At 67.5% G+C, this 22,760-nt stretch carries 25 protein-coding genes; 17 read left to right on the forward strand and 8 right to left on the reverse strand.

What is annotated here, in order from left to right:
- Positions 1 to 164 precede the first annotated feature (164 nt).
- Entirely contained in the window at positions 165 to 716 is a 552-nt protein-coding gene (locus tag HF877_RS17085) for a helix-turn-helix domain-containing protein (protein WP_169622393.1), read from the reverse strand.
- A gap of 82 nt (positions 717 to 798) precedes the next feature.
- Between HF877_RS17085 and HF877_RS17090 the strand changes: the two genes are divergently transcribed.
- The 4 genes from HF877_RS17090 to HF877_RS17105 all read left to right on the forward strand — a co-directional run bounded on the left by HF877_RS17090 (position 799) and on the right by HF877_RS17105 (position 4,490).
- Positions 799 to 1,158: a hypothetical protein gene (locus HF877_RS17090; RefSeq protein WP_169622394.1), complete on the forward strand. Its 360-nt coding sequence runs from the start codon at positions 799 to 801 to the stop codon at positions 1,156 to 1,158.
- A gap of 211 nt (positions 1,159 to 1,369) precedes the next feature.
- A complete protein-coding gene (locus HF877_RS17095) occupies positions 1,370 to 2,353 on the forward strand; it encodes a hypothetical protein (protein WP_169622395.1) in 984 nt (327 codons plus the stop codon).
- A 54-nt stretch (positions 2,354 to 2,407) separates the two neighbouring features.
- Entirely contained in the window at positions 2,408 to 3,523 is a 1,116-nt protein-coding gene (locus HF877_RS17100; protein WP_169622396.1) for a phosphatase PAP2 family protein, read from the forward strand.
- 88 nt (positions 3,524 to 3,611) lie between these two features.
- Positions 3,612 to 4,490, forward strand: coding sequence for a sulfurtransferase (locus tag HF877_RS17105; RefSeq protein WP_169622397.1), 879 nt, complete (start codon positions 3,612 to 3,614; stop codon positions 4,488 to 4,490).
- Here the strand turns inward: HF877_RS17105 and HF877_RS17110 are convergent.
- The gene (locus tag HF877_RS17110) at positions 4,418 to 5,098 is read right to left on the reverse strand and encodes a TetR/AcrR family transcriptional regulator (RefSeq protein ID WP_169622398.1); all 681 of its coding nucleotides are present in this window, start codon (positions 5,096 to 5,098) and stop codon (positions 4,418 to 4,420) included. The two genes, HF877_RS17105 and HF877_RS17110, sit on opposite strands and share 73 nt — an antisense overlap.
- 116 nt (positions 5,099 to 5,214) lie before the next feature.
- On the opposite strand from HF877_RS17110, the gene HF877_RS17115 reads away from it, so the two are divergent.
- Positions 5,215 to 5,865, forward strand: coding sequence for a hypothetical protein (locus HF877_RS17115; RefSeq protein ID WP_206037267.1), 651 nt, complete (start codon positions 5,215 to 5,217; stop codon positions 5,863 to 5,865).
- Between the two features lie 81 nt (positions 5,866 to 5,946).
- Positions 5,947 to 7,155, forward strand: coding sequence for a winged helix DNA-binding domain-containing protein (locus tag HF877_RS17120; protein ID WP_206037268.1), 1,209 nt, complete (start codon positions 5,947 to 5,949; stop codon positions 7,153 to 7,155).
- Here HF877_RS17120 and HF877_RS17125 read toward each other — a convergent pair.
- Positions 7,152 to 8,279 (reverse strand): class I SAM-dependent methyltransferase, encoded by a 1,128-nt coding sequence (locus tag HF877_RS17125; RefSeq protein WP_169622399.1) that lies wholly within the window; start codon positions 8,277 to 8,279, stop codon positions 7,152 to 7,154. The two genes, HF877_RS17120 and HF877_RS17125, sit on opposite strands and share 4 nt — an antisense overlap.
- 79 nt (positions 8,280 to 8,358) lie before the next feature.
- Here HF877_RS17125 and HF877_RS17130 point away from each other — a divergent pair, with 79 nt between their 5' ends.
- The 7 genes from HF877_RS17130 to HF877_RS17160 all read left to right on the forward strand — a co-directional run bounded on the left by HF877_RS17130 (position 8,359) and on the right by HF877_RS17160 (position 15,038).
- A complete protein-coding gene (locus HF877_RS17130; RefSeq protein ID WP_169622400.1) occupies positions 8,359 to 9,129 on the forward strand; it encodes an AraC family transcriptional regulator in 771 nt (256 codons plus the stop codon).
- A 140-nt stretch (positions 9,130 to 9,269) separates the two neighbouring features.
- Positions 9,270 to 10,307, forward strand: a complete 1,038-nt coding sequence (locus tag HF877_RS17135; RefSeq protein ID WP_169622401.1) for an iron-siderophore ABC transporter substrate-binding protein — start codon at positions 9,270 to 9,272, stop codon at positions 10,305 to 10,307.
- Complete coding sequence (locus HF877_RS17140) at positions 10,304 to 11,347, forward strand: iron ABC transporter permease (protein ID WP_169622402.1); 1,044 nt, start codon at positions 10,304 to 10,306, stop codon at positions 11,345 to 11,347. The genes HF877_RS17135 and HF877_RS17140 overlap by 4 nt, the downstream gene beginning before the upstream one ends.
- On the forward strand, positions 11,344 to 12,396 hold the full coding sequence (locus tag HF877_RS17145; protein WP_169622403.1) for an iron chelate uptake ABC transporter family permease subunit: 1,053 nt from the start codon (positions 11,344 to 11,346) through the stop codon (positions 12,394 to 12,396). Before HF877_RS17140 ends, HF877_RS17145 begins: the two co-directional genes overlap by 4 nt.
- Positions 12,393 to 13,208 carry an ABC transporter ATP-binding protein gene (locus tag HF877_RS17150; protein ID WP_169622404.1) on the forward strand — a complete coding sequence of 272 codons (816 nt, stop codon included), beginning with the start codon at positions 12,393 to 12,395 and terminating at the stop codon, positions 13,206 to 13,208. The genes HF877_RS17145 and HF877_RS17150 overlap by 4 nt, the downstream gene beginning before the upstream one ends.
- 61 nt (positions 13,209 to 13,269) lie before the next feature.
- A complete protein-coding gene (gene pnuC, locus HF877_RS17155) occupies positions 13,270 to 13,896 on the forward strand; it encodes a nicotinamide riboside transporter PnuC (protein ID WP_169622405.1) in 627 nt (208 codons plus the stop codon).
- Positions 13,896 to 15,038: an AAA family ATPase gene (locus HF877_RS17160; protein WP_169622406.1), complete on the forward strand. Its 1,143-nt coding sequence runs from the start codon at positions 13,896 to 13,898 to the stop codon at positions 15,036 to 15,038. The genes pnuC and HF877_RS17160 overlap by 1 nt, the downstream gene beginning before the upstream one ends.
- Here the strand turns inward: HF877_RS17160 and HF877_RS17165 are convergent.
- A complete protein-coding gene (locus HF877_RS17165; protein ID WP_169622407.1) occupies positions 15,026 to 15,286 on the reverse strand; it encodes a hypothetical protein in 261 nt (86 codons plus the stop codon). The two genes, HF877_RS17160 and HF877_RS17165, sit on opposite strands and share 13 nt — an antisense overlap.
- A gap of 157 nt (positions 15,287 to 15,443) precedes the next feature.
- Between HF877_RS17165 and HF877_RS17170 the strand changes: the two genes are divergently transcribed.
- Positions 15,444 to 16,505, forward strand: coding sequence for a DNA polymerase IV (locus HF877_RS17170; protein WP_346765215.1), 1,062 nt, complete (start codon positions 15,444 to 15,446; stop codon positions 16,503 to 16,505).
- Here the strand turns inward: HF877_RS17170 and HF877_RS17175 are convergent.
- Positions 16,502 to 17,128, reverse strand: coding sequence for a maleylpyruvate isomerase family mycothiol-dependent enzyme (locus tag HF877_RS17175; RefSeq protein ID WP_169622408.1), 627 nt, complete (start codon positions 17,126 to 17,128; stop codon positions 16,502 to 16,504). The two genes, HF877_RS17170 and HF877_RS17175, sit on opposite strands and share 4 nt — an antisense overlap.
- Positions 17,129 to 17,248: 120 nt before the next feature.
- Between HF877_RS17175 and HF877_RS17180 the strand changes: the two genes are divergently transcribed.
- Positions 17,249 to 19,261 (forward strand): DUF2232 domain-containing protein, encoded by a 2,013-nt coding sequence (locus tag HF877_RS17180; RefSeq protein ID WP_206037269.1) that lies wholly within the window; start codon positions 17,249 to 17,251, stop codon positions 19,259 to 19,261.
- A complete protein-coding gene (locus tag HF877_RS17185) occupies positions 19,258 to 20,010 on the forward strand; it encodes an energy-coupling factor transporter transmembrane component T (protein WP_169622409.1) in 753 nt (250 codons plus the stop codon). Before HF877_RS17180 ends, HF877_RS17185 begins: the two co-directional genes overlap by 4 nt.
- 6 nt (positions 20,011 to 20,016) lie before the next feature.
- Here the strand turns inward: HF877_RS17185 and HF877_RS17190 are convergent, their stop codons facing one another.
- From HF877_RS17190 to HF877_RS17200, 3 genes are all read right to left on the reverse strand, one after another.
- On the reverse strand, positions 20,017 to 20,664 hold the full coding sequence (locus HF877_RS17190; protein ID WP_169622410.1) for a maleylpyruvate isomerase family mycothiol-dependent enzyme: 648 nt from the start codon (positions 20,662 to 20,664) through the stop codon (positions 20,017 to 20,019).
- 16 nt (positions 20,665 to 20,680) lie between these two features.
- Positions 20,681 to 21,331 (reverse strand): DedA family protein, encoded by a 651-nt coding sequence (locus tag HF877_RS17195; RefSeq protein ID WP_169622411.1) that lies wholly within the window; start codon positions 21,329 to 21,331, stop codon positions 20,681 to 20,683.
- 142 nt (positions 21,332 to 21,473) lie between these two features.
- Positions 21,474 to 21,881, reverse strand: coding sequence for a four-helix bundle copper-binding protein (locus tag HF877_RS17200; protein ID WP_169622412.1), 408 nt, complete (start codon positions 21,879 to 21,881; stop codon positions 21,474 to 21,476).
- A gap of 235 nt (positions 21,882 to 22,116) precedes the next feature.
- Between HF877_RS17200 and HF877_RS17205 the strand changes: the two genes are divergently transcribed.
- A complete protein-coding gene (locus HF877_RS17205; protein ID WP_169622413.1) occupies positions 22,117 to 22,743 on the forward strand; it encodes a GyrI-like domain-containing protein in 627 nt (208 codons plus the stop codon).
- Positions 22,744 to 22,760: the final 17 nt, after the last annotated feature.

Here is a 22,760-nt window from a genome sequence, read left to right on the forward strand (position 1 = left end):
GTTCAACGGCATCCGAAGATGTCGAATAGACCAAGGTTACCGCTGTCGAATTCGCCTCGGCGCGTTGTTCGCCGGAATGGGTGACATGGACTCTCGTAGAGCGTCCCGCTCGTCGTGGATGACCGGATACGGGGATGCGCACCCCTGCCTTCGGGGGGGGTCGGCTACTTCTCGTCGGGAGCGACGGGCGGGGGAGTGGGAATCACCGCGGTGGTCAGATCGACGCGCATTCGGTCGCCGCCTGCATCCGTTCGGTAGGGGGCAAGGATCTCGCCGAGTCGCGCCTGGATTTCCGCAAGATCGTCGGTAGTGACGTAGAGCGGAGTGGTTCCGAAACCCAGATAGTGCCGGAGCTGTCGATCGTCGTTCTCGACGAACGAGTCGAAACTCTTGCCGAGTGATCCGAGGAAGGCGAGAAAGGCATTCCGTAGTTCGGCTTCGTCCATGGCCGCGAGCTCGTCGTGTCCGACATGGGCCATACGCTCGCCGAGCGCGAGGGTGCGTTCGATGGTGCCGCGTACGCGGCGTTCGTCGACGACGGTAACGATCTCGGCGTCGATCAGGGCCGCGATGTGCCGATAGAGCGTGGCCTGGGTGACGTCGGGGAGTTCGGCCCGGAGTTGTGCGGTGGTCAGCCGGCGCCCACCGAGTTGCTGCACGATCCGCAGGCGAACGGGATGTAGCACCACCTCGGCAATCGGTGAGGTCTTTCCCATCGGCACCCTTCCGCATTATTATCAGTCTGATAATGTTCTCAGTATTACATCGAGCTTACCCGTCGACGGGAGACCTGACGTTATGGCGACATCGACCTTTCGAGACAACGCCCTTCATCTCTCCTTCTCCTGGTGGGAGGCGATCATGGTCCGCCGGAGCACGATGGAGGTGCCGTTGTCGGAGATCTCGAGCGTCGAGGTTCTGCCGGGCTGGACGTCCGAAATACTCGGCATCAGATCGGGATTGGTGATCTCCGGATATCTCAAAGTGGGCACCTTCCGGCATCCGCGCGGCACACGGCGCCTGGTCGCGATGAAGCGCGGATATCCGGTGCTGCGCATCGGGGTGCGCCGGGCCGGCACCGAGTTCGACGAGCTTCTACTGAGTTCTCCGAATGCGTACGCACTCGCGAACGCCGTGGACCCGGCCGGGGCTCACTGACCACCGACGCTGTCCGGCTCAGCCGGCGAGTTCGGCGAGTCATACCGGCGCTGCCCTGCATCCAGACCGTCGAGTCCGGGGGATTTTCTAGGGGCCGATTTCCGGGTCTTCCCCGATGTTCGAGGTGGCGTTCAGGCGGTTGACTGGGCGAAGGGATTCGGGTGCTGCATCCGAATGCTTGCCATCTCGAGACGGTGATCGGAATGTTGCCATGAATCTGACTGCGCAATCCCGGGGCGCGGACCGGGTGTTGCCGCTCCGGCGCTGGATATGCGTCGCCACCGTCGTGTCGTGCCTGCCCTACCTGCTCCTGAAGATTGCCTGGATCTTCGGCTGGACGATCGGTGTCGACGACGCCGAGTTCGCCGACACCATGCGGGTCGCCAACATCGCGACGGCGGGTATGGAACTGACCGCGATCCTGATCGCGGTCGGGTTGGTTGCGCCGTGGGGAAAGAGAATCCCCGCCGTCCTCCTTGCTTTCCCGATGTGGGTCGCGACCGGACTGCTCGTCCCCGTCGCGGTGGGGTCGGTTCTGGGCGGCGCCATTCAGGTCGTCACGGGCGGCGGAAACGCGTACAGCGGCAACGACGCCATGGAGGGGTGGGTGTTCGCTGTCGTGTACGGAGGCTTCGCGACGCAGGCTGTTCTCCTGCTCGCCGGATTCGTTCTCTACGCGCGGGACAGGTGGCACGTGGTGGTCGACGGTGGCGCCGACAACGGCGGAGGACGAACCGGCCGACTACAGAACCACCTCGGTGCCGTATTCGTCGCTGCCGCTGTGATATTCACCGGACAGCAGCTGGTGTGGGCGGTGTGGGGGAGTGCGGTGTTTTCGGACCTGACGACCGCGCAACGAGTATTCCTCGTCGTAGGAGCGTCGGCGGCTGCCGCAGGTGCCGCGGCTGCGACGGGTCTGCTCAGGGGAAAGCGGCTTACGCCGGCTCGTCTCGTGTTGCTCTGGCTGGGCACCGCAGTAACCTTCACCAGCGCATTGAAGGACACGGTGACGTACCTCGCCCTCGACACCGAAGCCTTGGGAGGGTCGGCACGCGACCCCGGTAACGGCGCACTCACCCTGCTCGTACTCCTGGGTTCCTTGGCTGGTGCCATCGGAGTAGCGATGCGACTCGCTGAAGAATCCGCGGGCAGCGAACCCACGAGGAACGCGCCGCTGTCGCTGCCTCTTGCGTAACGGGCACCTGGGCGGCTTAACTTCGTGGACCGTCGTCCGGGGGAAGGCCACTCGATGAAGTTCAGCCGGTATGCAGGGGCACTGATCGCTGCGGTGATGATGACGGCGACGGCACCCGTCGCCTATGCCGGGCCCTTCGCTCTCCCGGACCTGGTCGGTCCCTACCCGTCCGATCTCCCCGCGCGCGTCAACTACATCTCCGTGCTGGACGGGTTCACCGAACTTCGCGAGAGTCGTCCCGACGTGGTGCAGCAGAACCTCGATATCGCCGTGGCGATCAACAATGCGGCGTCGCCCGTAGAGCAGCAGCGCGCGTTGTTCGACAGTCACTACGACCGGCTGCTGTCGTTGTCGGACGGGTTCGGCCACGGCCTGGGCGAAGTGTTCCGCGTCGCGCTCGACGGGGGACGTCTACCGAAGACCGAGACTGTGCTCGGAGGAGACCTCGCTCGGGCCGGCGGCATCGCCAACTCGACGCTCTTGGAAAAGCAGCATTGGAACAACCCGCGACCGTTCGAGGCGGCACCCGAGCGGATCCATTACTACTTCGGCGACGGAACCGGCGGCGCGGCCGACCCGTACGCGGAAGTGTTCGGTACCAGTTCGTACCCTTCGGGCCATACGGCGCAGGCGTATTGGAAGGGCATCCTGCTGGCGGACATGCTTCCCGAGCTTGCTCCGCAGATTCTCGCCCGTGCCTCGGAGGTGGGGAACAGCCGAATCGTGTTGGGCGTGCACTACCCGCTCGACGTCATGGGCGCGCGCATCATGGGTCAGGCTGCGGCTGCCGACCGGCTGAACGACCCGGCGTTCGTCCGTCTCGTCGACGAAGCGAAGGCCGAACTCCGGTCGGAACTCGAACGGTCTGTGGGTGCACCCCTGGCCGACTACATCGAGTCCGACCTCCGGTATCGCTCACTCGATGCGGCGCGCGGCGAATACCGGAACCGGTTGACCTACGGGTTCGAGCCGGTCGATCCGGCGATAGTGAACGACATTCCCGCGGACGCCGCGGTGCTGTTGCGGAGCGTCGCGCCCCATCTCACGGACGAGGAGCGCCTCGGCGTGCTCCGGGACACCGCGCTACCTGCGGGATACCCACTCGATCGCGCCGGCTCCGACGGCGGGTGGCTACGCATCGATCTCGCTGCCGCGTACGCGACTGTGTAGGAGCCTCGCCGCGTACGATTTGGTGGTTCGGACCTCGCGCGCCGGGGTCGAGGCCAGCACTGCCGTGGGACGGCAGAAGGAGTGCTCCATGAGCGACCCGACACCCCAGTCCGTCACTCCCGAGTGGTTGCACGAGCACCTCGACGACGAAGACCTCGTCATCGTCGACGCCACGACACACCTGAGCATGCCGCCGGACGGGTCGGTGCACATCGAACCCGGTCTCGACACGTACGCCGAGGCGCACATCCCGGGGGCGGTGTACGCCGACCTGTTCACCGACTTTTCCGACCATCAAGCGCCGCAACCGTTTACCGCTGTGTCGTCGGACCGGTTCGCGATCGCGGCGGGTGCGGTGGGTATCGGGGACGGACGACGGGTGGTGATCTACGACCAGTCGAGCGGAATCTGGGCCGCCCGATTGTGGTGGCAGTTGCGGCTCGAAGGATTCGACGACGCGGCAGTCCTCGACGGCGGCCTCCCCGCGTGGCGTGCCGCGGGGTATCCCGTTTCGGAAGAGCAGGTGATTCCGCATGCCGCGACCTTTACGCCGCATCGTCGTCCGGACTTGCTGACGTCGACGCAGGACATTCTGGGCGCTCTCGACGACCCCCACATCCTCATCATCAACGCTCTCGACCCGGCGACCTACCGAGGTGAGAGCCCGTCGTATCCGCGTCGTGGGCACATCCCGGGCAGCATCAACATCCCCTTCGGCGACCTGGTGGACCCGTCCACCGGCCGCCTCAAGCCGACAGTCGAACTGCGGGAGATCTTCGAGAAGGCGGGCGCGCTGGATCCGGACGTGCGACCGGTTGCGTACTGCGGTGGCGGCATCGCCGCCTCCGGCGTCGCCCACGCACTTGCCGTGGTGGGTCGCACCGACGCCGCGGTCTACGACGGTTCGCTCAACGCCTGGACCGCCGACGAGTCGCTTCCGCTCGTCGAGGGACCCGACCCTCGTTGACCCGCTGAGTTATTCGTCTCCTGCGTCGACGGAGCATCGAGGACGGCGAGGATCGTCGTGGTGATGCGTTCGGATGCGTCGTGGGGGTCGAGGCGTGCGATCGAGATCTCGGTGGCGGCGCCGTGCAGGATCTGGTGGATCACGGTGACGAGCCACGACGTCGGCATATCAGTTCGGAACACGCCTTCGCTTCGTCCGCGTTCGATGAGCGCCTCGACGCGCGCAGCCGGGTCGGTGTGCAGTTCCTGCATTCTTCCGGGCGGCAACTCGTCTTCGGCGGCGGCGATGATCGAAGCGGCCTGACTGGTCAGGAGCCAACTGCTCTCGATCAGGCGGCTCAGCGCGTCGCGCGGGTTGCCAGATAGATCGACGGCACCGAGGGCACGTTCGCCCTGTTCGAGGACGCGCACGACCGCAGCTTCGAGTAATTCGGCCCGTGATGCGAAGTGGCCGTACAGGGTGACGCGGCCGAGACCTGCTCGTTTGGCGATATCGGCCATCGACGCCGTCGGCCGTTCGGTGAGGCAGGCGATAGCGGCGTCGAGGATGCGCTCCACGTTGCGGACGGCGTCGGCTCGTTTCGTCGCGCGAGGTGTCGGTGCTGTCATCATTCCTCTTCCCATACACGGCTGTACGAGTTACGGTAGCAGGGTCCTAAAGTAGACAGCACTGTTCGACTTATGCGAGGCCCAGGGGGAAGGCGCCTCGACGATCGGAGTTCGCGATGCTCGACAGGACGGAACCCACACAACAGCTGCGCACGGCAGCTTCGTCGGACAGTGCTCCCGAGGCAGGACGGATTGCGCGCTGGTTCGACAGACTGCCGGGACCTGTGCGGTGGACTCTGCGCCGTTGGCCCGCCCTGCTCGCCCTCGCCCTGGTCGGACCTGACGTGGTGGCGGCAGCGCTCGGAGAGAAGGGCGGTTCGGCCCAGTTCCTCGGCGAGGCGCTGCCGATGCTCGCGCTGATCTATCTGATCATGGCCAAGATCGGCAACCGGAAGATCACGTGGCCGGTCGTGGTGCTGGTGACGGGGACGGTCGCGGTCACCGAGGTGACCGGGATTATGGCGCCGTCCACCCTTCTCGTCGGTGCCTCCCTCGTCCTGCTGGTGTGGGTGATGTCCACAGGGGAAATCGATTCGACGCCGAACATGCGCCTTCAAGCGGTCGGAATCGTGTTCTTCTGCGGTGTGGCGCTCGCAGGTCTCGCCGTCGATCCGACCGTCGGGGTGTATGTGATCGCCACCGGCTGGTTCCTGCACGGGATGTGGGACTTCGTGCATATCTGGCGGGACCGGGTGGTCTCGAAAACCTTCGCCGAATGGTGCGGAGTGCTCGACGTCCTGATCGCCGCCCAGCTGGTTCTGATGTGACGCAATTTGGGTGCGATAGTGCCCGCCAGGCGGGCACTATCGCACCCAAGTTTCGTCACAGGTAACCACTAGGGTGGCGCCATGACGCTGCGACAGATCGACGCAACCGAACGCAGGGCTCGCCTGGCCGCACGACACTGCCTCGCTCCGGGGTTTCACGCGAAGGATGCCGTCGAGGCCGCGACCGGCATGGTCTGCCTGCACGGCACCGACCCGGCGACCGTCTATCTGTCGGCCTGGGCGCGCGTCGACGATTTCCAGGTCTCCGATCTCGACCGCGCGCTCTACGTCGACCGTTCGCTGGTCAAGCATCTCGCGATGCGGCGGACGGTCTTCGTCTTCCCACGGCATGTTCTGCCACTTGCTCAAGCCGGCGCGAGCAACCGGGTCGCAGCGGTGCAGCGACGCAGCGTGGCCAAGGATGTCGAGGCCGCCGGTCTGCACACCGACGGTGAGCAGTGGCTGACCGAGGCGTGCGAGCACGTCCTCGAGGCGCTGTCCGGTGGCAGGGAAGCGACCTCCACCGAACTGCGCAAGGAGATTCCCCGTATCGACAGTGCCGTCGACTACGGCACCGGGAAGTCGTGGGCCGGGAAGGTCGCCTTTGCTCCCCGCGTGCTGACGGTGTTGTCGGCGTCGGGAAAAGTGGTGCGCGCCTCCAACAATGGAGCGTGGCGAATTTCGCGGCCGAGTTGGGCCACCACGGAGTCGTGGCTCGGCGCGGAGATCGAACCGTGCACCGAGGACGACGGCGTGCGCGGCCTGGTGGAGTTGTGGCTGCGGCGCTTCGGTCCCGGCACCGAAGCCGACATCAAGTGGTGGCTCGGCTCGACGTTGAAGGCGGTGCGCGCGGCGCTTGCCGAATTACACGCGGTGGAAGTGGATCTCGGCGGACGAACCGGTTACCTGATGCCCGACGACGTGGACGAGACCCCGCGCGTTGCACCGTGGGGTGCGTTGCTGCCGGCGCTGGACCCGACGACGATGGGCTGGTTCGAGCGCGACTGGTATCTCGGTTCGTACCGGCAGGCGCTGTTCGACTCCAACGGGAACGCCGGACCCACCGCGTGGTGGGACGGACGGATCGTCGGAACCTGGTGGCAGGACGACGACGGTGCCGTCACCCTCCACCTGCTCGAGGACATCGGCGCGGAGGGTTCGGCGTTTCTCGAACAGGAAGCCGCCCGCCTCGACGACTGGCTCGGGGGTGTGCGCGTGATGCCGAGGTTCCCGTCGCCCCTGGCCAAGGAACTGTCGCAGGGCGGGGACTCCGGTCGCCGAACGCGTTAGGGACGGTCCCGCACGGCGAGCCGCCACAGCGACGTCACTTCCCGCTTGCGCGCGGCGTAGAGCGCATCCGACCGGTCCTCGATCTTGCCGTGCCGCGGCGCCACATCTCGGCGTTCGAGCACGACGAGACCGGCATCGCCGATGAGGGCGAGGAGTTCCTCGCGGGTCCGCAAGCCGAGATGTTCGGCGATGTCGGACAGGATGAGCCAGCCTTCTCCCGAGGGTTCGAGGTGCTCGGGCAGTCCGCGAAGGAAGCCCCGGAGCATCGCACTGTCCGGGTCGTAGATCGCGTACTCGATCGGCGATGTCGGCCGGGCGGGAATCCACGGCGGATTGCACACGACCAGCGGTGCCCGGCCCTCCGGGAAGAGGTCCGTCTGCACGACCTCGACCCGGTCGCTGTAGCCGAGCCGGTCGAGGTTCGCCCGCGCGCAGGCGAGGGCTTTCGCGTCGATCTCCGTCGCGACGACCTTCTCGACGCCGCGGTGGGCGAGGACGGCGGCCAGCACGCCGGTGCCGGTGCCGATGTCGAACGCCTCGGTGAGCGAGGGCAGCGGGGTGTCGGCGACGAGGTCGACGTACTCGCCGCGAATCGGTGAGAACACGCCGTATCCGGGGTGGATGCGCGCGCCGAGGGCGGGGATCTCGACGCCCTTCTTCTGCCATTCGTAGGCGCCGATCGCGCCCAGCAGATCCCGCAAGGTGGTCACGGTGGGCTGATCGATCGGCCCGTACGCCTCGTGAACGGCCTGCCGCACGTCGGGGGCGCGTCGAAGCGGGATCGTCTGGTCCGCGTCGAACGGCACCAGCAGCATCCCGAGGATGCTCGCTCGCCGGGATTGCGTCTGCCGGTGCAGGTGGAACGCAGTGGCGGGGTCCGTCGACGTCTTGCGGGGCTTGCGCGTGGCCCGGGCGGCGACGGCGGTGCCGAGTTGGCGGGCGTTGTGGAAGTCGCCGCGCCACAACAGCGCCGTTCCCTCGCACGCCAGGCGGTATGCCTCGTCGGCGGTCATCGAGTCGTCGGCCACCCGGACCTTTTTCGGGGGCGTCGCTCCGCTGGTGGACCGCCACACCGCCGACTGCTCGGTGCCGTCCTCGGTCCAGCGGACGAACTCGGTTTCCATCGCACAACCATATGCACTGCCGTGATGTGCCCGACGACCGCACGGGCAGATGGTGACGCTGCGGACATAATGGGTGCCCATGGAGACCAGGACGCTGCCGGTGTACGAGGCCGGAGCGATCGACGTGCCGTTCGTCATCGCCGGCATGGACGAACTCGTCTCCCGCGACACGCGGTTCGAGCCGCACTCACACCCGACCCACGAACTGTTGTGGAACGAGCGCGGGGCGTCGAGTGTCACGGTGGGGGCACGGACCTGGACGGTGACACCGACGATCGGGTTGTGGATACCCGCCGGGCTGCTGCACTCCGGCATCACGCCGGCGGGCACGTGGTATCGCACGGCGCACTTCGGCATCGGCGCGACGCCCGCACTGTCCGAGCGTCCGGTGTCCGTCGAGATGACGCCGCTGCTCCGGTTACTGCTCGACCGTTTGACGCACGAGTCGCTCGAAAGTGAGTCGCGAGCGCTGACCGAGAAGATGGTGATCGACGTGCTCGCGCCGTCGGACCAGGAACTGCTGGTGCAGATGCCGACATCCCCGCTGTTGCGGCCGATCGTCGAGGCCGTCGATGCCGACCCCGGCGACCCGCGCACGCTCGCGGACTGGGCGACGGCGCTGGGGGTGAGTCCCCGGACCATCACTCGCGTGTTCCGGTCGGAGACGGGAATGAGTTTCGGACGGTGGACCGCAGCGGTTCGGGCACAGCGCGCCGCGATCCTTCTCGGCGCCGGTCTCGAACTCGGCGAGGTGGCCCAGAAGATGGGTTATCGGTCGGTGAGCGCGTTCGGCGCGGCGTTCCGCCGAATCATGGGAAGCACACCGGGCACGTTCCGATTGACGGGGTAGCTGTCCCGAACGCGACATCGGATGTCCCGAACGCGCGATTGCGCCCGGACCGGACAAACATTACGGTTTAGGTAAACCTCACCTAATTCCCGCGGTTGCGGGAGTGTGGTCACCCCTTGCACGAGAGCGAGTAATACCCCATGCGTTCCAAGCGCTTCCTGACAGTGGCCGCGGCGGCAGTCGCGGTCACACTGGGCATGACGGCCTGTGGTTCCGACTCGTCGGAGTCCTCGGACACCGCGGCCTCCGAGACCGGACCCGGTGCATTCCCGGTCACGATCGAGCATGCCTTCGGCACCACCACGATCGACGAGAAGCCCACCCGCGTCGCGACCGTGAACTGGGCCAACCACGAGGTGCCGCTTGCCCTCGGCATCGTCCCCGTCGGTATGGCCGCAGCGAACTTCGGCGACGACGACAACAACGGCATGCTGCCGTGGGTCGAGGAGAAGCTCGAGGAACTCGGCGGCGAGACCCCGGTGCTCTTCGACGAGACCGACGGCATCGACTTCGAAGCCGTGTCGGACACCGATCCGGACGTAATCCTCGCGGCCTACTCGGGATTGACGCAGGAGACCTACGACACGCTGAGTGCCATCGCGCCGGTTGTCGCATTCCCCGAGGCGCCGTGGGCGACGTCGTGGCGCGACACCATCCTCTACAACAGCATGGGCCTCGGCATGGAAGGCGAGGGCAAGGCCCTCATCGCCGACCTCGAACAGCAGATCGCCGACGAGGTGGCCTCGCACCCGGGCCTCGCGGGCAAGTCCACGATGTTCCTCACGCACGTCGATACCGCCGACCTGAGCCAGGTCAGCTTCTACACCGCCAAGGACACCCGTTCCGCGTTCTTCGAGGACCTGGGTCTGTCCACTCCGAAGAGCGTCGCCGAGGCGTCGACCGGTGAGGAGTACTCGCAGAAGGTCAGTGCCGAGCGCGTCGACGTCTTCGACGATGTCGAGATCATCGTCACCTACGGCGACCAGGCATTGGTGGACGCGCTGAAGGCCGACCCGCTGCTCTCTCAGATGCCGGCTGTCGCCAACAACTCGATCGTGTTCCTCGACGGCTCCGGCCCGCTGGGCACGGCCGCGAACCCGACTCCGCTCGCTATCTCGTGGGTGCTCGGCGATTACGTCGACCTGCTCGCGAAGGCTGCCACCGGCTCACCGGAGTGACGGTAACCCAACCGGATTCGACGTCGGGCGCTCTCACCACGGGACGCCCGACGTTCGGCCGTCTGCTGTGGCTGCTGGTTCTTGCCGGTGTGCTCGTCGCGCTGACCGTGATGTCCGTCGTCATCGGTTCACGCGACGTCGAATGGTCCGACATCGTCGCTGCGCTCGGCGGCTCGACGGACAACATCGGTCAGGGCGCCGTGGCCAAACGCATCCCGCGCACTGTGCTCGCGCTCCTCGTCGGCGCCGCTCTCGGCCTCGCCGGCGCGGTGATGCAGGGCGTCACCCGAAACCCCTTGGCCGACCCGGGAATTCTCGGAGTCAACATGGGGGCCTCGCTCGCGGTGGTCGTGGGCATGGCGTACTTCGGTCTGTGGACGCAGACGAGCATGATCTGGGTGGCGATTCTCGGAGCGGGCATCGCCGCCCTGTTCGTCTACACCGTCGGCTCTCTCGGGCGCGGCGGCGCGACACCCCTCAAGCTTGCGCTGTCGGGCGCGGCGACGTCGGCGGCCTTTGCGTCGTTCATCACCGCTGTCGTGCTGCCGCGCAACGACATCGCCGGCAGCGTGCGCTCGTGGCAGATCGGTGGTGTCGGTGGCGCGAGCTTCGACGCAGTCGGGCAGGCGTTGCCGTTCCTCGCCGTCGGATTCGTGGTCTCGCTCCTGTCGGCCCGCAGCCTCAACTCGCTCGCACTCGGCGACGAGGTCGCGGCCGGTCTCGGTGAGCGAGTCGCGATCGCGCGCGGTATTGCGGCGCTGGGAGCGGTACTGCTCTGCGGCGCCGCGACCGCCATCGCAGGACCCATCGCTTTCGTCGGGCTCGTCGTGCCGCACCTGTGCCGCATGCTGATCGGGGTCGACAACCGATGGCTGCTGCCGTTCTCGGCGCTGACCGGCGCCGCCCTGCTCACCGCAGCCGACATCCTCGGCCGGATAGTGGCGAGGCCCAGCGAGATCGACGTGGGCATCATCACCGCCCTGATCGGGGCACCCTTCTTCATCTACATCGTCCGACGCCAGAAGATACGCGAACTGTGACCGCCACCCTCGATACCTCCACCTCCGGAACCGACACCGTTGCGGCAAACCGCGTTCGGCGGGGACGACGCAGACGCGGCATCATCGCGGTGCTGGTCGTGCTCGTGGCCGCCGCGTTCGCAGCAAGCCTGATGTTCGGCAAGACGTTCTATCCACCGTCCGACGTGATGCGGGTGATCCTGGGGGAGGACGTGCCCGGCGCGTCCTTCACCGTCGGCACACTCCGGATACCTCGCACGGTGCTCGCGGTGGTCGCCGGAACCTGCTTCGGCCTCGGCGGCGTGACCTTCCAGACGATGCTGCGCAACCCACTCGCCAGCCCCGACATCATCGGCATCAGTTCCGGCGCGAGCGCCGCCGCAGCCTTCGCCATCATCGTGCTCTCACTCGGCGGGTCGCAGGTGTCCGCGGTCGCGATCGTGGCGGGCCTGGCGGTCGCGGTGCTGATCTACGCGCTCTCGTTCCGGAACGGTGTGGCGGGCACCCGGCTGATCCTCATCGGCATCGGTATCGCCGCCATGCTCGACAGCCTCACGTCGTACCTGCTGAGCACGGCGGCGACCTGGGACCTGCAGGAGACCACCCGGTGGCTCACCGGCAGCCTCAACGGAACGACGTGGACCGCGACCGTTCCGGTGCTCGTCGCGCTGGCAGTGTTCGGACCGGTGCTGCTCGGTCAGACACGCAACCTGTCGATGCTCCAGCTCGGCGACGACACCGCGCAGGCGCTCGGCGTCCGGGTCGAGCGCACACGCATCGTGCTCATCATCGCCGCCGTGGGGCTGATCGCGTTCGCCACCGCCGCCGCGGGCCCGATCGCGTTCGTCGCGTTCCTGTCCGGGCCCATCGCAGCCCGCATCGTCGGACCGGGCACGTCGCTCGTCGTTCCCGCGGCCCTCGTCGGTGCGCTGCTCGTACTCGTCGCCGACTTCTGCGGTCAGTACGCGTTCGGCACCCGCTATCCCGTCGGTGTCGTGACGGGTGTGCTCGGCGCGCCGTATCTCGTCTACCTCATCATTCGTTCCAACCGCTCGGGAGGCTCGCTGTGACCGCAGCCCACACCCTCGTCGTCGAAGACCTCGAACTCGGATACGGCGGACGTACCGTCGTCGAATCCCTCGATCTGGTGGTGCCGCCGGCAAAGATCACGTGCATCGTCGGGGCCAACGCGTGCGGAAAGTCGACGCTGTTGCGGTCGATGTCGCGCCTGCTGGCGCCGCGCTCGGGGCACGTTCTGCTCGACGGCAAGGACGTGCACCGGTTGCCGGCCAAGCAACTCGCCCGCACTCTGGGTCTGCTCCCGCAGTCGCCGATCGCGCCGGAAGGAATCGTCGTGGCGGATCTGGTCGGGCGCGGCCGCCACCCACACCAACGAGTGCTCTCGCGGTGGAGTCGTGAGGACGATGCCGCGGTGGCGGATGCTCTCGCTGCGACCCACACGACCGAACTGGCAGAGCGGCACGTCGACGAACTCTCCGGCGGGCAGCGGCAGCGTGTCTGGATCGCCATGGCACTTGCCCAGCAGACCGACGTGCTGCTGCTCGACGAGCCCACGACCTTCCTGGACGTGAGCCACCAGATCGAGGTGCTGGATTTGCTCACCGATCTCAACCGGAGCCGGGGCACGACGACCGTCATGGTGCTGCACGACCTCAATCTTGCTGCGCGGTATGCGGATTACCTCGTGGCCATTGCCGCCGGTGATGTCTACGCGGCGGGTGATCCGTCCGACGTTCTCACCACCGAGACCGTGCGGGCGGTGTTCGGGCTCGACAGTCACGTGATCTCCGATCCGGTGTCGGGCAAGCCCCTGATGCTGCCGCTCGGACGCCACCACGTCGCGGAGGGCGCCACGGTCTGAACGCTCGTTGCGCACTTAGCGCAATACTGATCTAATCACTGGCACCAGTGAAAGGATCGCCATGCTCACATTCCTGAACTCGACGGCGTTCACCGCCCTCGGCGCTCCCACCACGTGGGCGGAGGTCCTCGGTTTCCTCTCCGGTGCGTGGTGCGTGTACCTGGTGGGCCGGCAGTCCGCGCTGAACTGGCCCATCGGCATCGTCAACAACCTCGTCTGGATCCTGCTGTTCGCCACCGCCGGCCTCTACGCCGATTCGGGACTGCAGATCGTCTACATCGGACTCGCGGTGTGGGGCTGGACCAACTGGGCGCGGGGGCACGACGGTGGGGTGCTGCCCGTGACCGGCACCAGTGGGCGCGAGTGGCTGTGGCTCGCGGGCGCGGGTATTGCCGGCACCGCCGCGCTGACCGTCCTGCTCGACACCGCCACCCCGTCGACCGTGCCGTTCTGGGATGCGGCCACCACCGTCCTCTCGCTGCTCGCGACGTGGGGTCAGGCCACCAAGCGGTGGGAGTCGTGGCTGCTGTGGATCGCGGCCGACCTGATCTACATCCCGCTCTATCTGCACAAGGGCCTCACCCTGACCGCACTGCTCTACATAGGTTTCCTGGCGCTCTGCGTACGCGGCCTCATCGCCTGGCGCAGCACCCGCGTGAAGACGCCCGAGTTCGCTCCGGTGGCGTGATGTACCGACATGCACTCGTCATCGGCAAGTTCTACCCGCCGCACATCGGGCACCACCATCTGGTGCGCACCGCGGCACAGGTGGCCGACCGCGTCACCGTCGTCGTCATGGCGTCCGCCGCAGAGTCGATCCCGCTGGGCCGGAGAGTGGCGTGGATGCGCGAGACGCATCGCGCCGACCGCGGAGTCACCGTCACCGGAATCGTGTGCGACGCCCCGATGGACTTCGGCTCGGACGCTGTGTGGGCGGCGCAGGTCGCCTGCATGCGCGCCGCGGTGCGGACGGTCACCGGCATCCCGGTCGACGCGGTGGTGTCCAGCGAGAAATACGGTGACGAACTGGCGCAACGCTTTTCGGCGACCCACGTCTGCGTCGACGTCGATCGCATCGCGTATCCGGTATCCGGAACGGCGTGTCGCGCCGATCTCGCGGGATGCTGGGACCACCTCGACTCGCCTGCCCGCGCGGGTCTGACGACGCGCATCGTGGTTCTCGGGGCCGAATCCACCGGCACGACGACGGTGAGCCGCGCGTTGGCGGAGCGCTACCGCGCCCGCGGCGGGGTGTGGGAGCGGACTCGGTGGGTGCCGGAGTACGGGCGACAGGCCACCCTGGACAAACTCGCCCGAATGCAAGATCTTGATCCAGCCGCGTCGATGGACGACCTCACCTGGACCGGCGACGACTTCGCGTACATCGCCGCGGAGCAGACCCGCCTCGAGGAGGAGGCGGCACGGACCGGATCACCGGTGCTCGTGTGCGACACCGACGCGGTCGCGACCACCGTCTGGGAGCGGCGGTACCTGGGCCCGGAGAGCCGGCGCGCGTGGACGGAGGTTCCCGGCCGGGATGCCCTCTACCTCGTCACCGATCACGTGGGAGTCCCGTTCGTGCAGGACGGGATACGCGACGGGGAACACATCCGGGCGGAGATGACGGAGTGGTTCGTCGACATGCTCACGGCGACCGGCCGGTCCTGGGTGCTGCTCACCGGAACTCTCGAGGAACGCGTGCGGCTGGGGGAGCGGGTGATCGATCAGGCGCTCGGGCTGCGGATGAAGTTCGGCACTCCGCTGTCGGCGGCCACGCCGTCCGGGGAGGTGGGCGGAGCCGCGGACGAGCGTTTTGGTCAGTACACGTGACGGATCGCGTCCAGTGCATTCGTGCAGGGGATGTGGGCGGCACGCAACGCATCGACGATCCGTGACGGCGTGCCCGAAGCCGTGCTGTCGAGGACACCACCGGGCGCTACCGCCCAGACGACCTCGCCGGGTTCGAACTTGCGGGTGGGGACCAGTCCCCGCTGAGGAGCAAGATCGCGCAGTGCACTCCATTGCGCGACTTCTCCGGCGTCGGGATGGCCGATGAACAGCAGCCGGTCGTGTGCCACGATGAGCCCTTCTTTGTTCCGCTTAGCTTCGGTAGGGATGTCGCGCCGAATGTGTTCTTCGTTACATCCGGCGTGAGACCGCGACGACAGCGGCTTCCGGCTTTGTCCCGAAACCTTCCTGCTGGGACGGCGCCGGGACATACCGTGATCCGGTGACGTGCGGTTCGACGACCCAGGACGGCCGGGCATCGTGACGGCGTGGGTGCTCCACGTCGACCTCGACCAGTTCATCGCTGCCGTCGAGGTCCTGCGCCGGCCCGAACTGGCGGGAAAGCCGGTGGTGGTCGGTGGCCGCGGCGATCCGACGGAGCGGGGTGTCGTATCCACCGCGTCGTACGAGGCGCGTGAACACGGGGTGGGATCCGGGATGCCGCTGCGCGTCGCGGCGAAGAAGATCCCGGATGCGATCTTTCTCCCGGTCGACAAGGACGCGTACAACGAGGTCTCGGACGTGGTGATGAGCACCCTGCGCAGCTTCGACGCCGTCGTGGATGTGCTGGGGTGGGACGAGGCGTTCCTCGGCGTCGAGACCGACGACCCGGAGTCGTTCGCGCGCAGCGTCCAAGCCGGCGTTCTGGATGCGACCGGGCTGCACTGCTCGGTCGGCATCGGGGACAACATCCTCCGCGCCAAGATCGCCACCGGGTTCGGGAAGCCGCGCGGAGTCTTCCGCCTCACCCGCGACAACTGGTTCGCGGTGATGGGGGAGCGCGACCCCGCAGCACTGTGGGGTATCGGTTCTCGCACCGCGAAGAAACTCGCCGCGCACGGCATTCACACGGTCCGTGAACTCGCTGAAGCCCCGGTCGATGTCATGGCGCAAAATTTCGGGCCGAAGATCGGTCCGTGGCTGGTCGGTCTCGGTCGCGGGGCGGCCACCGCGACGGTCACGGGGGAGCCATGGGTGGCCAGGTCGCACAGTCGAGAGACCACGTTCCAGCACAATGTCGCCGATTGGGACGAACTCGCGCAGCACGTACGGCGGCTCGCTGCCCAGGCGACGGACGATATTCGTGCCGAGAACAGGGAGGGCGTCCGTGTCGGCCTGAAGATCCGGTACGCACCCTTCATCACGCACACGGCGAGCGCGCCGCTTCCCGGACCGACGTTCGACGCCGACCGGATCGGGGACGCGGCCGTCGCTCTGCTCGATCGGTTCGATCACGAACGCGAGGTGCGTCTGGTGGGCGTCCGGGTCGAAATGACCCCTCCGCGTTAGACCGGAGCGGTGAACCGTTCGGCGGGTGCGCCTTTCAGGAGTCCAGGGGGAAGAGAGCGACCCGTGAGCACGAGCAGCAGGTGCTGCGCGTCGCCGCTGACGGTGTCCCCCGATCCGTACTCCCAGTCGTGATCGTCGGCGCACAGGCGGATGCCGTCCAGGTCGGCTCCGAAGTAGCGGACACTCTCCGGTGAGACCGACCCGAGCAGCATCGCGATCCGCTCGTCCGGCACCCGCCGGTCGGCTCCGAGGGCGACGGTGATGTCGAGTCCGTGGATCACTTCGTGCCACAGCGCGGCGGAGGAGTCGCTGCGCGGTGGCTGCCAGGGATGCGCCACATTGCTGCGCAGGCATTCGAGCAGTTCGGTATCGGTCATCGCTCGCGCGTCCGCGCGGGCGCACGCGTCGGCGGCACGATCGAAGTCCCCGAGTGCCTTGAGCATGGCGAGCAGGAGCCGCGGTATGCCGTATCGGTACGGCATCGTCGTGTGCGCGACCACCTCTCGGACTCTCCATCCGCGGCACAGGGACGGGGCGCTCCACTGTTCCTCGGTGAGTTCTTCGAGCACGGAGACGAGATCGCGTCGTTCGGCCTCGACGAGCGGGTGTGCGGTCGCGGGCATGAGTGGGTCCTTCCGTCGATGGGGCCCGTACGGACTCTCTGCGTCCGTGCACGTACCGACTCGTGCGGGCGCGGGAAGTCATCGTTCGCACGAGTGACCTGCGCTGGCACACTGGGACCGGTGCACGCGCAAACCGCTCCCCGGACCAGGGGACCCCTTCGACCGGCCGAAGCAGCCGCTGCGGCGGTGTTCGGATCACTGACCGCGGTGCTGACCGTGATCACCGGATTCGTTCCGGTCGGGGTGGCGCAGGTGCTCGTGGCATTGCCGATCGCATTTCTCGCAGCTGCCGGACGGGTGCGATCCGTGGTCGCGGCCACTGTCGCGTCGGGTGTCGTGGCCCTCATCGCGGCGGGACCGTTCGCGGTGGCCACCGTGTTCGTCCTCGCAGCGGTGGGGGCGCTCGTCGGATTCGCCGACCGAAGGTGGGGCAAGTCGGCGGTGTTCGTCATCTTCGCGGGCGCCGTGCCGATCGGTCTGCTGCTTGCCGCCGGGGTGATCGGTCTGCTGCTTCTGTTCGAGCAAACCAGAGTGTTGCTGCTCGATGCGCTCGCGTCGTCGATGCGGGGAACGGTCCGGGCGTTCGAAGCCGCGGGAGCCGGCGACGACTTCGTCCGCACCTTCGAGCAGACCATCGACCTGATGGTGCGTTTGTGGTGGGTGTGGATCGGCAGCGCCGTGGTGGTCGGCATCGTCGGCACCGCTCTGCTGTGCTTCGGGATCTTCCGGCTCGTGTCGATGCGCAGCACGTGGAGTACACAGTCGGCCGAGTGGCCGTCCGGCGCCCGCTCCGGTGAGCCGAACCCTCTCCCGGTGGCGCTGCGCCTCGTCACCTACCGCTATCCCGGTGCGAGCGTCGACGCGCTGTCCGACATCGACCTCACGATCGGTCCGGGCGAGTTCGTGGCGGTGGTAGGCAGGAACGGGTCCGGGAAATCGACACTCGCGCGCATCCTCGCCGGTCTCGAGCCCACCGCCGGGCTCGTCGACCGGCCCGGCCCCGTCGGCCTCGGGCAGCCCGGTGGCACCGTGACGGTGTTCCAGCATCCCGAAAGCCAAGTGCTCGGCCGCACGGTCGAGGAAGACCTGCGCTGGGGAATCGACGACGTCGACGCCGAGGCGGTGCTCGCGAGGGTGGGTCTCGCCAGCATGGAGGACCGGCCCACCGAAGACCTCTCGGGTGGTCAGCTTCAGCGACTCGCCCTGGCCGGTGCGCTCGCCCGCCGCCCGTCGCTCCTCATCGCCGACGAGATCACCGCGATGGTCGACGCCGCCAGCCGGTCGGCGCTGATCGACCTGCTGGCCGAGGTTGCCAGAGAAGGCACCACCGTCGTGCTCGTGACGCATCTCGACGACGAGGCGGCTGCGGCCGATCGCGTCGTGCATCTTGCGGGAGGACGGATCGTAGCGGCACCCGCCGCGGAACCGCGTCCCGCGACGGTGGTCGCCGCCGCGCCGACGTTCCCGCAACCCGTCCTCGAACTCCGCGACGTCACCTACACCTACGCGGACCGCACACCGTGGGCACACACCGCGCTGGGCGACGTGACTCTTACCGTGTGCCGTGGGGAGGGCGTGCTGGTGGTGGGTGCGAACGGCTCGGGCAAATCCACACTCGCGTGGATCATGGCGGGGCTGTACCGGCCCACACGCGGATCTTGTCTCCTGCAGGACACTCCCACGGCGGACCTGCGCGGCGACGTCGGGTTCGTCTTCCAGCAGGCCCGGTTGCAGCTTCAGCGTCCGACGGTCGCGAAGGAGATTTCGGAGGTGGCGGGCCTGCCCCACACCGACCGGCACTACGTTGCGGCGGTGCTGCACCGGGTCGGGCTCGGACCCGATCTCGTGGACCGCCCGATCGACCGGCTCAGCGGTGGTGAGATGCGGCGGGTCGCACTCGCGGCTCAGCTCGCGCGCACTCCCCGCGTCCTGATACTCGACGAGCCCCTGGCGGGCCTGGACGTGCCCGGACGCCGCGAACTGGTGTCGATCCTCGCTCACCTGCGAGCGGTCGACCACGTCACGATCGTGGTCATCTCCCACGACCTGCACGGAATGGAAGAGGTGTGTTCACGCACCGTGGTGCTCGAGGCGGGACGGATCGTGGACCAGATCGGTGTGGTGACGACATGAAAGAACGTGGCACGAAAGATCAGCGCCGGCCGCTGATCCTGTTGCGGCCCGTACCGCGTGTCACCGCACTTCACCGAGTCTGGGCGGGCACGAAGATCCTGGCGGCCGTCGCGCTGTCGGTCGTCGTGAGTTTCATCCCCTCCTGGACGGCGCTCGGGATCATTGCGGCGGTTCTCCTGACCGGCCTGCTGGTGGCCCGTATTCCGCGAGGAGTGGTCCCCACGATTCCGTGGTGGGTGTTCGCTTTCCTGGCCTTCGGTGCCGCGCTCAACGTTGCCGGTGGCGGACTGACGAGCTACGTGCGGGCGTTGCTGCTGGGGGTGTGCCTGCTGGTGCTGGCGTCGCTGGTCGGCTGGACGACGAGTCTGTCGCAACTGGTCGACGCCCTGCCTGTCCTCTTGGCACCGTTGCGGTTGCTGCGGCTTCCCGTCGACGAGTGGGTGACGGTGTGCGCGCTCGCGCTGCGAATGTTGCCGACGATCCGCGGCGAGATGCGCATGCTCTTCGCTGCACGCCGGTTGCGCGGACGGCCCGGCATCCGCAATCCCAGGGGGTGGTGGCCCGAACTGATCGACACGGTGGGCGCGGTGGCGTCGGTGTCCATGCGGCAGGTGCGCGACCTCGGCGACGCCTTGTCGGTGCGGGGCCCGCGTCCCGTCGTCCGGACCCGGCCCCGCCTCGGCGCGGGGGACGCGGTGACCGTCCTGATCGTGGGCGCGGCGTGCGCGGCGATCGTGGTCTGGGGCTGAGCGACGTCAGTTCGCCTGGGCGGACAGGCGAGTCAGGAGGGTCGGGACACCGGGGCCGTCGAGGTGGTCGCAGTAGGCAGGGCGACCGGCCATGACCATGGTCAGGGCGAGAGTCGTCCCGGTGACCGCCGGACCGGAACCGGCAGCGAACGTGCTGTCCGAGGCCTCGACCCGCAGACCGTCCACGGTGCTCCGGCTGTCGACCGCGAAGTTGCGTCGCGCGTAGAACTCGGCCACCGGGCGGACCACCTCGGGTGAGGGTGTGTAGGGCAGACCCAGCGGATGCCGGATGTCCTGGGAGTGGACGATCACCTCACCGAGCCACGCCGCCGCCGGTCCGGGTGGCGCGGCCGTCGCAGCAACGACGTTGTCGAAGCGGCCGAGCGTCTCCGCGGGCGTGGCACCTTTGTGCTCGGCCATCCGGCGAGCGTTGTGGCGGTCGAAGTCGAACCGTGCACCCAGCACGCTTCGGTACCAGCGCATCGGCCCGATGCTCGCGACTGCGGTGAGATGCGCGAGAGTTTCTTCGACGGTCCACCGATCACACAGCGACTGCGTTGCCCACTGCGTGTCGTCGATCTCGGTCAGGTCGGCCGCGAGTGCGGCACGTTCGGCGCGGATGAGGGACCACGTGTGGGCGTTGCGTCCGAACATCGGGACCTCCCGTGGGTCAGGCGCTGGTCTTCTGGGCGCGCCGCGAGCGGACCCGGCGCTGCACCCCGTAGCCGACGACCACGACGACCACCGCGAGGACAACGTACTGGAGGATCTCCGCGTACGGCTCGACCTTCTGCCAGTTCTCCCCGAGCTGATAACCCGCGAACACGAAGATCGTGTTCCACACCAGACTGCCCGCGGTGGTGTAGGCGGTGAACTGCCACAGCGGCATTCGCGTTACACCAGCGGGAATCGAGATGAGGCTCCGGAAGACGGGAACCATGCGGCCGAAGAACACGGCCTTGCGCCCGTGCTTGCGGAACCACTCCGCCGTGCGGTCGAGGTCCTCCACGTCGACGAGGGGAAGTTTGTCCATCACTTTCCGCAGGCGGTCCTCACCGACCCACCGTCCCAGCGAGTACAACCCGAGCGCCCCGAGCACCGAGCCGAGGGTCGTCCAGAACAGCGCCCCGAACAACGTGAAGCTGCCGAGACTCGCAGCGAACCCGGCAAGGGGAAGGATGACCTCGCTGGGAAGCGGAGGAAAAAAGTTCTCGAGAGCGATCGCGAGACCGGCCCCGACACCGCCCAGCCGATCCATCAGGTCGAGCGCCCATCCGGCGAGTCCGTCGGTGGGCGCTGATGGAGAATCCGCAACACTCATCCGGTCAAGGTTACCGATCGGCTACGAGACGACTCGGCCGGGCGGGTGAGCGCCTCCTTCGCCATGGCGAGCCACGCGGGAAAGTTTGACCCGGTCGGTGCCGGGGAACCGGCCGACCGGCGTCGGAGCGTCGGTGCCTCGATCACCCGAGGGCCGCGAGCAAGGCCCGGCACGCCTGTTCACAGCGTCGGCACGCGTCGGCGCAGATCCTGCAGTGCTCGTGGTGCGAGCTGTGCCGAGCGCATTCGTCCCCACACGCCTTGCACGCGGCAGCACAGGCTTCGAGGACCGCTCGAGTCACCGAGGCGTTGTTGCCGGTCTGCCGGGACAGCACCCGGCCGGTGGCTTCGCAGAGGTCGGCGCAGTCGAGATCGGTGCGAATGCACTGGGTCAGTTCTGCGACCGATTCCTCGGCCAGACACGCATCGGCACATGCCGTACAGGTCTGCGCGCATTCGACGCACGCCTCGATGCACGCAGCCAGTTTCTCGTGGTCGATCGCGCCCATGTCGTGCGGGTAGGTGCCGAGCATGCTCGCTGCGGTGCTCATGAAGAGTTCTCCTCTCGTCGTTTCCGGGAAGTGGATCACCGCCCGGGTCGACGGTTGCGTACCCGAAGAAGTCGCGCTCTAACGGACGAATCGGATCTTCGTGGTTACGAGGAGGGCTTCGATTCCGACCGGTGCGTTGCGCGGATCGTCGGTGGCACGGGCCGGCGGTCCGCTAATGTCTCGAGTACATTCACGGCGTGAAAGGTAGTGGCTCGCAGGGTGAGTCCGGGTTCGTATGGCCGAGAAGATCGACTTCAAGAAGACGCTCGACGCCTACCGCGCGACGCGCGGTGAATTCCGCATCGTGGACGTGCCGGACATGTGGTACCTCATGATCGATGGTGTCGGCGACCCGAACACCTCACCTGCCTTCGCGGACGCGATCAAGTCGCTCTACCCCGTGGCGTTCACGCTGAAATTCGCGAGCAAGCGTGAGCTCGGCCGTGACTATGTCGTCCCGCCGCTGGAGGGGCTGTGGTGGTCGGAGGACATGGCGTCGTTCACCTCTGCACGCGACAAATCCCACTGGAACTGGACGTTGATGGTCATGGTTCCGGAATGGATCGAACGCGACCTGGTCGCCGCCGCCCTCGACCGGGTTGCCGCGACGAGCACGCCGGTGCGACGCGGCGACGTCCGCCTCGAACCCCTCGTGGAGGGGCGGTGTGTGCAGACGCTCCACGTCGGATCGTTCGACGACGAAGCGGACGTCCTCGCGGAACTGCACGACGAGTTCGTCCCGGGCAACGGGCTGCGCATGGTCGGCAAGCACCACGAGATCTACCTGAGCGACTTCCGCAGGACCGCGCCGGAAAAGCTGCGCACCATCCTGAGGCAACCGGTCGCGGCTGCCCGGGAGTGAAGCGGACGGCATCTGGT

This window comes from Rhodococcus sp. BL-253-APC-6A1W (genome assembly GCF_012843405.1).
Taxonomy (GTDB): domain Bacteria; phylum Actinomycetota; class Actinomycetes; order Mycobacteriales; family Mycobacteriaceae; genus Rhodococcus.

Coding starts and splice junctions, on each gene's coding strand:
- HF877_RS17200 (WP_169622412.1), bottom strand. CDS start 21,881: ATGAGCACCGCAGCGAGCATGCTCGGCACCTACCCGCACGACATGGGC.
- HF877_RS17205 (WP_169622413.1), top strand. CDS start 22,117: ATGGCCGAGAAGATCGACTTCAAGAAGACGCTCGACGCCTACCGCGCG.
- HF877_RS17130 (WP_169622400.1), top strand. CDS start 8,359: ATGGAGACCAGGACGCTGCCGGTGTACGAGGCCGGAGCGATCGACGTG.
- HF877_RS17175 (WP_169622408.1), bottom strand. CDS start 17,128: ATGCCCGCGACCGCACACCCGCTCGTCGAGGCCGAACGACGCGATCTC.
- HF877_RS17095 (WP_169622395.1), top strand. CDS start 1,370: ATGAATCTGACTGCGCAATCCCGGGGCGCGGACCGGGTGTTGCCGCTC.
- HF877_RS17090 (WP_169622394.1), top strand. CDS start 799: ATGGCGACATCGACCTTTCGAGACAACGCCCTTCATCTCTCCTTCTCC.
- HF877_RS17185 (WP_169622409.1), top strand. CDS start 19,258: ATGAAAGAACGTGGCACGAAAGATCAGCGCCGGCCGCTGATCCTGTTG.
- HF877_RS17160 (WP_169622406.1), top strand. CDS start 13,896: ATGTACCGACATGCACTCGTCATCGGCAAGTTCTACCCGCCGCACATC.
- pnuC (WP_169622405.1), top strand. CDS start 13,270: ATGCTCACATTCCTGAACTCGACGGCGTTCACCGCCCTCGGCGCTCCC.
- HF877_RS17100 (WP_169622396.1), top strand. CDS start 2,408: ATGAAGTTCAGCCGGTATGCAGGGGCACTGATCGCTGCGGTGATGATG.
- HF877_RS17195 (WP_169622411.1), bottom strand. CDS start 21,331: ATGAGTGTTGCGGATTCTCCATCAGCGCCCACCGACGGACTCGCCGGA.
- HF877_RS17190 (WP_169622410.1), bottom strand. CDS start 20,664: ATGTTCGGACGCAACGCCCACACGTGGTCCCTCATCCGCGCCGAACGT.
- HF877_RS17110 (WP_169622398.1), bottom strand. CDS start 5,098: ATGACAGCACCGACACCTCGCGCGACGAAACGAGCCGACGCCGTCCGC.
- HF877_RS17135 (WP_169622401.1), top strand. CDS start 9,270: ATGCGTTCCAAGCGCTTCCTGACAGTGGCCGCGGCGGCAGTCGCGGTC.
- HF877_RS17125 (WP_169622399.1), bottom strand. CDS start 8,279: ATGGAAACCGAGTTCGTCCGCTGGACCGAGGACGGCACCGAGCAGTCG.
- HF877_RS17085 (WP_169622393.1), bottom strand. CDS start 716: ATGGGAAAGACCTCACCGATTGCCGAGGTGGTGCTACATCCCGTTCGC.
- HF877_RS17105 (WP_169622397.1), top strand. CDS start 3,612: ATGAGCGACCCGACACCCCAGTCCGTCACTCCCGAGTGGTTGCACGAG.
- HF877_RS17115 (WP_206037267.1), top strand. CDS start 5,215: ATGCTCGACAGGACGGAACCCACACAACAGCTGCGCACGGCAGCTTCG.
- HF877_RS17120 (WP_206037268.1), top strand. CDS start 5,947: ATGACGCTGCGACAGATCGACGCAACCGAACGCAGGGCTCGCCTGGCC.